The sequence below is a fragment of the Nocardia sp. 2TAF39 genome (assembly GCF_052114905.1).
GTDB lineage: Bacteria > Actinomycetota > Actinomycetes > Mycobacteriales > Mycobacteriaceae > Nocardia.
Genome location: NZ_JBFRFQ010000093.1, coordinates 1 through 8,495, shown reverse-complemented (window position 1 = coordinate 8,495; position 8,495 = coordinate 1). Strand labels below are relative to the sequence as shown.

Below are 8,495 nucleotides of genomic sequence, written 5' to 3'. Positions count from 1 at the left end.
GACCCAACCGGTCAAGAAGACCGCCCGCCGGGTCCGAGCAGACGAACCGATCGCCATCGTAGGGATGGGCTGCCGATTCCCCGGCGGTGTCGGATCACCGGACGAACTATGGGACCTGCTCGCCTCCGGAACCGACGCGACCGGAGAGTTCCCGGCGGATCGTGGGTGGGATCTGAACCGGTTGATCGATCCGGATCCGGACAAGCCCGGCACCGTTTACGCTCGTCGCGGCGGATTCCTCTACGACGCCGGCGATTTCGATGCCGGCTTCTTCGGGATCGGTCCGCGGGAGGCATCCGCGATGGACCCGCAGCAACGTCAATTGTTGGAGGCGTCCTGGGAGGCATTGGAGGACGCGGGCATCGACCCGGCCTCGTTGCGCGGCAGTGACACCGGAGTGTTCGTCGGGGCATGCTACTCGGGCTACTTCGATCGGGTGACCGGCGAGTTGGAGGGCTACCGACTCACCGGCACCCAAAGCAGCGTGACCTCCGGTCGGGTGGCCTATGTCCTTGGCCTCGAAGGGCCCGCCGTCACCGTGGACACCGCGTGCTCGTCGTCGCTGGTCGCGCTGCATCAGGCCTGCCAGGCACTGCGGCAGGGGGAGACCTCGCTGGCGCTCGCGAGCGGCGTGACAGTCGCGGCCAGTCCCTGGCTTTACGTCGACTTCGCGCGGCAGCGCGGACTCGCACCGGACGGGCGGTGCAAATCGTTCTCCGCCGCTGCCGACGGCGTCGCCTTCTCCGAGGGCGTCGGCGTGCTGGTGCTCGAACGGCTCTCCGACGCCAAGCGGCTCGGGCACGACATTCTCGCCCTCGTACGCGGGACGGCGGTGAATCAGGACGGTGCGAGCAACGGTTTGACCGCGCCGAACGGTCCCTCACAGAAGCGGGTGATCGAGGCGGCACTCGCCGATGCCGGGCTCGAGCCGTCGGATGTGGATGCGGTGGAGGCGCACGGCACCGGGACCACCTTGGGTGATCCGATCGAAGCCCAGGCGCTGATCGCCGCCTATGGGGAGGGTCGTGCGGGACAACCCCTGCGGATCGGGTCGATCAAATCGAATATCGGACACACCGTCGCCGCGGCAGGGGTCGGTGGTGTGATCAAGATGGTGCAGGCGTTGCGGCACGAAACGCTACCGAAGACCTTGCATATCGACGCGCCGAGCCCGCACGTGGACTGGTCGGCGGGTGCTGTGGAGCTGTTGACCGCGGCCCAGCCGTGGCCGGCGGGCGGGCGCGTCCGCCGGGCCGGGGTGTCGTCGTTCGGTGTCAGCGGCACCAACGCACACGTCATCGTGGAAGAGGCCCCCGCCCGGTCTGTGCGGTCGAGCCCGGCGGAGGTAGCGCAGCGTGACCATGGAGGGCTCCGCACAGACCGCATCGGACACCGTCGAATTCCGGTATCGCAGCTGGCACCCCACTCCTCGGTGGCCGTGCCGTGGTTGGTGTCGGCGAGTTCCGAGTCTGGTCTACGTGCGCAGGCGGATCGACTGCGGCAGTGGGTGCTCGACAACCCCGACACGGACGTATGGGATGTCGCGCATTCCTTGGTGACGTCCCGTGCCCGGCTCGACTGCCGCGGAGCCGTCGTCGGCGGCGACCGGGACGAGTTGCTGGCCGGCCTGGCCGATTTGGCGGCCGGTTCGCCGGGCACGATCGAGGCGACAGCGGGTACGGGCAAGGCGGCGTTCCTGTTCACCGGGCAGGGTGCGCAACACACCGGGATGGGTGCCGGGTTGTACGCGGCCTTCGACGTGTTCGCCGCGGCGTTCGACGAGGTGTGCGCCCAGATCGATCCGCTGCTGGACTCGGCCCACCCGTCACCCGACCACCACCCCTCGGGGAGCTCCGCGCTGTTATTGCGGGACTTGGTGTTCGATCGGAGTAACGCGGCACTGTTGGATCTCACGGCGTTCACCCAGCCCGCGTTGTTCGCGTTCGAGGTGGCGTTGTTCCGGCTGATGGAGTCGTTCGGCGTGGTACCGGACATGCTGATCGGACATTCGATCGGTGAGCTGGCCGCCGCATATGTGGCGGGAGTGTGGTCGCTCGAGGATGCCTGCGCCCTGGTGGTGGCGCGCGGGCGGCTGATGGGCGCGCTACCCGAAGGTGGGGCGATGCTGGCGGTGGCTGTGGGGGAGGCGGATGCGGCGGGAATCGTCGCTGGATTCGACGGCAGGTTGTCGGTCGCGGCGGTGAACGGTCCGTCGTCGGTGGTGTTGTCCGGAGACGCGTTCGCGATCGACAAGATCGAGAACACCTTTGCCGTGGACGGAGTGCGGACCTCCCGGTTGCGGGTCAGTCACGCGTTCCACTCGGCGTTGATGGAGCCGATGCTCGACGAATTCCGGGGTGTAGCCCAAGGATTGACCTATCACCAGCCGACTCTCCCGATCGTGTCGAACGTCTCCGGCGTCGTGGTCGACGCGGAGGTGACCGATCCGGGTTACTGGGTGCGGCAGGTGCGCGGGTGTGTCCGGTTCGCGCCGGGGATCGACACTCTGGTCGAGGCAGGGGTGCGGCGGTTCGTGGAGATCGGTCCGGATGCTGTGCTGGCAGCGATGACTCGGCAGTGTCTTGCCGAGACGCGGGACATCGAGGCCCGCTCGACGGTGGTCGCGGCCGCCCGGCACTCCGTCGACGAGTCGACCCAGTTCGTGTCGGCGCTGGCGCGAGCAGCTGTCGCGGGAACAGAGGTGAACTGGACAGCGCTGTTCGCGGGCCGCGTCCGGGATCGAGTGCCGCTGCCTACGTATGCGTTCCAGCGCCAGCGGTATTGGTTGCAGCCGGTCGGCGTGGCGGATGTGCGGCAGTCGGGCATGGACGATGCGAGACATCCGCTGTTGGGCGCGATGGTGCGGCTGCCGGATTCCCAGGACGTGGTATTCACCGGCAGGCTGTCTCGAGCCGGTCATCCGTGGTTGGCCGACCATACTGTCGCCGGGGTGGCATTGCTGCCCGGCGCCGCTCTCGTCGAGTTGGCGCTGCACGCGGGAACGGTGGTCGGGTGCCCGCGGCTGGCGGAGTTGGTGATCGAGGTGCCCCTGCCGGTGCCGTCCGCGGCAGCGGTCGAGCTGCGGGTGGTGGCGGGGGGACCGGATGCGATGGGCATGGGGACGGTGTCGGTGTACTCGCGTTCGTGCGGTGGCGACGAACCCGATCGGGCCGAGGACCAGTGGGTCCGGCACGCGGTCGCGACCGTCACCGCCCAGTCGGACCTGCCGTCCCCCGACACGCGTATGGACAGCTGGCCCCCGGCCGACGCGACCGCAATGGAGATCGACGATGCCTATGCGGATCTGGCCGAGCTGGGCTACGAGTACGGACCGGCGTTTCGGGGACTGACTGCGCTGTGGCGGCGCGACGGCGAGGTGTTCGCGGAGGTCGCGCTGCCGGAGCAGATCCGATCGGAGGCTGTGGAGTTCGGTGTGCATCCGGCGTTGTTGGACGCCGCGCTGCACGCGATCCTGCTCGGTGGGCTGGTTCCCGACCCGCGGGCCGGTGCGATCGTCGTCCCGTTCTCATGGGAGAACCTCACGCTGCACGCCACGGGGGCGAGCGCACTGCGGGTCCGCGCGACCGGCTCCGCATCTGGTGGTGAGCGAATCGCGGTGACGCTCACCGACGCGTCGGGCACGGCCGTGGCCGAGGTGGATGCATTGACGCTGCGGCCGCTGTCGACCGACGCGCTCGGCGGACCGGCGGACCGGCGGACCGGCGACGCCGGCTACACGGTGGACTGGGTCGCGCTACCAGACCCCGCGAGCGAACGCACTGTGGCCGACGCCTGGAGCCCCGCCGAGGACGGTGAAACCGTCACGATCGCGGAACGGGACGCGACGGTAGTGCGGCTCGACGCTCAGCGGGGGAGTGAGCGGTCGCGCATCGACGCTGCGGCCGTCGACGACGATTTCCCGTCGACGGTGCGGGATTCGGTGATCACGCTGGCGGCGCGACTGCGGCGGCTGCTGGCGGCCGAGCGGCTCATCGTCGCGGTGACCCGGTGTGCGGTGGCGGTGCATCCCGGCGAGCCGGTGAATTTGCCCGCGGCCGCGGCATGGGGTCTGCTGCGCACCGCACAGAGCGAGAACCCGGACCGTATCGTCATCGTGGACGTCGAGGACTGGGCTGACTATCGGAATGCCGTGGCACTGGCCCTCACTCTCACCGGTGAACCTCAGCTGGCGTTGCGGCGGGGGACGGCGCACGTGCCGCGGCTCGGGGTCGCCGTCGATGGAATGAATGTCCCGTTCGGCTCGTCCGGTGTGCACACCGAGCCGGTCGGCTCCTCGACATGGGCGTTGACTTTGCGTGGCAAGGGTACGTTGACCGCTGACAATTTCGGTCTGAGCGACAACCCGGGTCTGTTGGAACCGCTTGGACCGGGGCGGGTTCGGGTGAGTATGCGGGCGGTGGGTCTCAATTTCCGGGACGTGTTGATCGCGTTGGGCACTTACCCGGACCCGAATGGTCGAATCGGTGGTGAGGGCGCTGGTGTGGTGCTGGAGGTGGCGCCGGATGTGACCGAGTTCGTGCCTGGTGATCGGGTTTTCGGATTGATTTCGGGTGTCGGGTCGGTTGCGGTGGCTGATCGTCGGTTGCTTGCGCCGATGCCGCCGAATTGGTCGTTCGCTCAGGCGGCGGCGGTGCCGATCGTGTATTCGACTGCCTATTACGGTCTTGTCGATCTGGCCGGGGCGCAGGCTGGTGAAACCCTGTTGTTGCACGCGGCTACGGGTGGCGTGGGTATGGCGGCGGTGCAGTTGGCACGGCATTTGGGTTTGCGGACGTTGGTGACCGCGAGCGAGCCGAAGTGGAATGTGTTGCGCGATATGGGGTTCGGTGATTCCGAGATCGGTGATTCGCGGAGTTCGGATTTCGAACAGAAGTTCTTCGAGGCTACCGGTGGTCGTGGGGTGGATATCGTGTTGGATTCGCTGGCAGGCGAATTCGTGGATGCGTCGTTGCGGTTGATGCCCCGCGGTGGTCGGTTCGTCGAGATGGGCATGCTCGATCGGCGTGATCCGGTCCTGGTGGCTGCCGAGCATCCGGGGGTGGATTACCACAGTTTCATGTTGATGGAGGTGGGTCCGGATCGGCTGGGAGAGATTCTGACTGCTCTGGTCGGACTTTTCGATGCCGGGGTGTTGGCGCCGTATCCGACTACGGCGTGGGATGTGCGGCAGGCACCGGAAGCGTACCGGTATCTGAGCCGGGCCCGGCATATCGGCAAGAATGTGCTGACCGTACCGACTCCGTTGCGGCCTGATGGCACGGTGCTGATCACCGGCGGTACCGGGGGATTGGGTGCGGTGGCCGCGCGGCACCTGATCAGCGCGCATGGTGTGCGCAGGCTGGTGTTGACGAGCAGGCGTGGTCCCGAGGCGCCCGGCGCGGCCGAGCTCACCGCCGAGCTGACTGCGCTCGGTGCGCATGTGGATGTGGTCGCGTGTGATGCGGCTGATCGGGTGGCGCTGGAGGCGGTATTGGCGGCGATTCCTGCGCAGCACCCGTTGACCGGTGTCGTTCATGCCGCGGGTGTGTTGGCCGATGGGCTGCTGGCCACGATGACGGCGGAGCAGATTGCGATGGTGTTGCGGCCGAAGGTGGATGCGGCGTGGAATCTGCACGAGGCGACCAAAGACTCGGATCTGTCGATATTCGTGCTGTATTCCTCGATCGCGGGTGTGACCGGAAATCCGGGGCAGGCGAATTATGCGGCGGCGAATATGTTCCTCGATGCGTTGGCGCAGCACCGTCAGGTGAGTGGTTTGCCGGCGACGTCGGTGGTGTGGGGGCCGTGGGAGCAGAGCGGCGGTATGACCAGTGCGCTCGGGGAGGCTGATTTCGCTCGGTTGCGGCGGGAAGGTTTTATCCCGTTGGGTGACGTGGACGGTATGGCGTTGTTCGACGCGGCACTGGCGGGGGGCCGGTCGGCGTTCGCGGCGGTCCGAATCGATCGGAACGCGCTCGGCGAGACAGATCCCGATGGTTCGCGCGCGATCATGCGCGGCGTGGCACGGCCGGCGCGCCGCCGGGTGAGCGCCGCCACGAGCGAGCAGCAGACAGCGTTGAATGGGCGCTCCGCGGGCTCCGCGCCCTTGGCGGCGCAATTGCTCGGACGCTCGGCAGTCGAGCAGGAACGCGTCATTCTCGACGTGATCCGCGTCCACGCCGCGGCCGTCCTGGCGCAGGGCACCGCGGACTCGATCGCCTCCGACAAGCCGTTCAAAGATCTCGGTTTCGACTCGCTCGGTGTGATGGAATTCCGCAACCGGCTGAAATCGGCGGTCGGGGTGCAATTGTCTTCGACCACAATGTTCTCCTATCCCACTCCGGAGGCTCTGGCCGGTTACGTCCGCCAGGAGATCGCTCCGATCGACGATCCCGTCGAGCGCACCGAGGCCGGGGACCTCGCTCATTTGAAGGCGATGGTCGAACGTGTCCTTGCTGTGGCGGGCGACGACGAGGCGACGGTGACCACATTGCTCGATATCAGTGACCGTCTTCGGTCTCATGTCGGCGGGCGACGGCAGAGCGATGGGTACGACGACTTTGCTGCGCATTCGGGCAGCGAGCTCTTGGATTTGATTGATGAGGAGTTTGGTCGGGCATGAGTATCGAGGAACGACTCACGCGGTCTCTGCAGAAGCTGGCCGGAGACCTGCGCGCCGCGAACCGGCATATTCGGGAGCTGGAGGAGCGGGCGCGGGAGCCGATCGCGATCGTGGGGATGAGTTGCCGCTATCCGGGTGGTGTGAAATCCCCTGCGCAGCTGTGGGATCTGGTCGCTTCCGGTGTCGATGCGGTCAGTGGGTTTCCGACCGATCGGGGTTGGGATCTGGATCGGCTCTACCACCCGGATCCGGATGTGCCGGGCACGATCTACACCCGTGAAGGCGGGTTCCTGGACTCCATCGGCGACTTCGACGCCGCCTTCTTCGGGATCGGTCCTCGTGAGGCTGTGGTGATGGATCCGCAGCAGCGTCTGATGCTGGAGGCGTCGTGGGAGGCGTTGGAGGATGCGGGTATCGACCCGGTATCGCTGCGTGGCAGTGACACCGGCGTCTTCACCGGAGTCATCCACCAGAACTATGGCCCTCGTATCGGCTCGCCGACCATTACCGCGGAGGCGGAAGGTCATGCCTACCTCGGTGTCGCGAACAGTGTGCTGTCCGGTCGGATCGCGTACACCTTCGGCTTCGAGGGCCCGGCGATGTCGGTCGACACCGCGTGCTCGTCGTCGTTGGTGGCGCTGCATCTGGCGTGTCAGGCGTTGCGGCAGGGCGACGCCTCGCTGGCCCTGGCGGGCGGTATCACGGTGATGTCGGATCCGGCTCTGCTGATCGCGTTCGCGCGTCAGCGTGCGCTGTCGTCGGATGCGCGCTGCAAGGCGTTCGCGGCGGCCGCCGACGGGACCGGCTTCTCCGAGGGGCTGGGAGTGCTGGTGTTGGAGCGGTTGTCGGATGCCCAGCGGCTCGGGCACACCGTCTTGGCGGTGGTGCGTGGCAGCGCGGTGAATCAGGACGGTGCGAGTAACGGTTTGACTGCGCCGAATGGTCTGGCGCAGGAACGAGTCATCGTGCAGGCGTTGGCGAATGCGGGTTTGGCTGCGTCGGATGTGGATGCGGTGGAGGCGCATGGCACGGGCACGATGCTGGGGGATCCGATCGAGGCGTCGGCATTGATCGGCGTCTATGGGAAGCAGCGTGCGTCCACTCCGCTGCGTTTGGGTTCGCTGAAGTCGAATGTCGGTCACACGTCGGCGGCAGCGGGGGTGGGGAGTGTGATCAAGATGGTGCAGGCGTTGCGGCACGAGATGTTGCCGAAGACGTTGCATGTGGATGTGCCGTCGCCGCATGTGGATTGGTCCGCGGGTACGGTGCGGCTGCTTCAGGACAGTGAGCCGTGGCCGGCGGGGGAGCGGGTGCGGCGGGCGGGTGTGTCGTCGTTCGGGGCCAGTGGTACCAACGCCCATCTCATTCTGGAGGAAGCGCCCGCCGATCCGGTCGCCGCCCAGGCGGGAGACGAGCCCGAGCAGGTGGCGGTTGCGGAGCCGATCGCTTCGGATGTCGTTCCGCTGGTGGTATCAGCCAAGTCCGAGGATGCGCTGCGGGCTCAGGCGGATCGATTGCGGCAGTGGTTGCTCGGTGATCCCGAGGCGGATGTGTGGGATGTGGCGCATTCGTTGGTGACGTCGCGGGCGCTGTCGGACTGGCGCGGTGTCGTCGTGGGACGAGATCGGGGCGAATTGTTGGCCGGTCTGGCCGAATTGGCGGCGGGTTCGCCAGGCGCGATCGAGGCGAAAGCAAGTTCTGCGAAAACGGCTTTCCTGTTCACTGGTCAGGGTGCGCAGCGGGTCGGGATGGGTGCGGGCCTGTATCACGCGTTCCCGGTGTTCGCGGCGGCGTTGGATGAGGTGTGTGCCCAGTTCGACCCCCTGTTGGGGCGGTCGTTGAAAGATCTGATGTTCCTCGACACCGAAGAGGT

The 8,495-nt window shown here is 67.1% G+C and carries 2 protein-coding genes; both read left to right on the top strand.

Going from position 1 to position 8,495, the window contains the following annotated elements:
- On the top strand, positions 1-6,622 hold a 6,622-nt coding region (locus tag AB4Z47_RS30165), incomplete at its 5' end, for a type I polyketide synthase (protein ID WP_441956030.1).
- Positions 6,619-8,495, top strand: a 1,877-nt coding sequence (locus AB4Z47_RS30160; RefSeq protein ID WP_441956028.1) for a type I polyketide synthase, incomplete at its 3' end; no start/stop codon positions are given. The genes AB4Z47_RS30165 and AB4Z47_RS30160, both read left to right, overlap by 4 nt.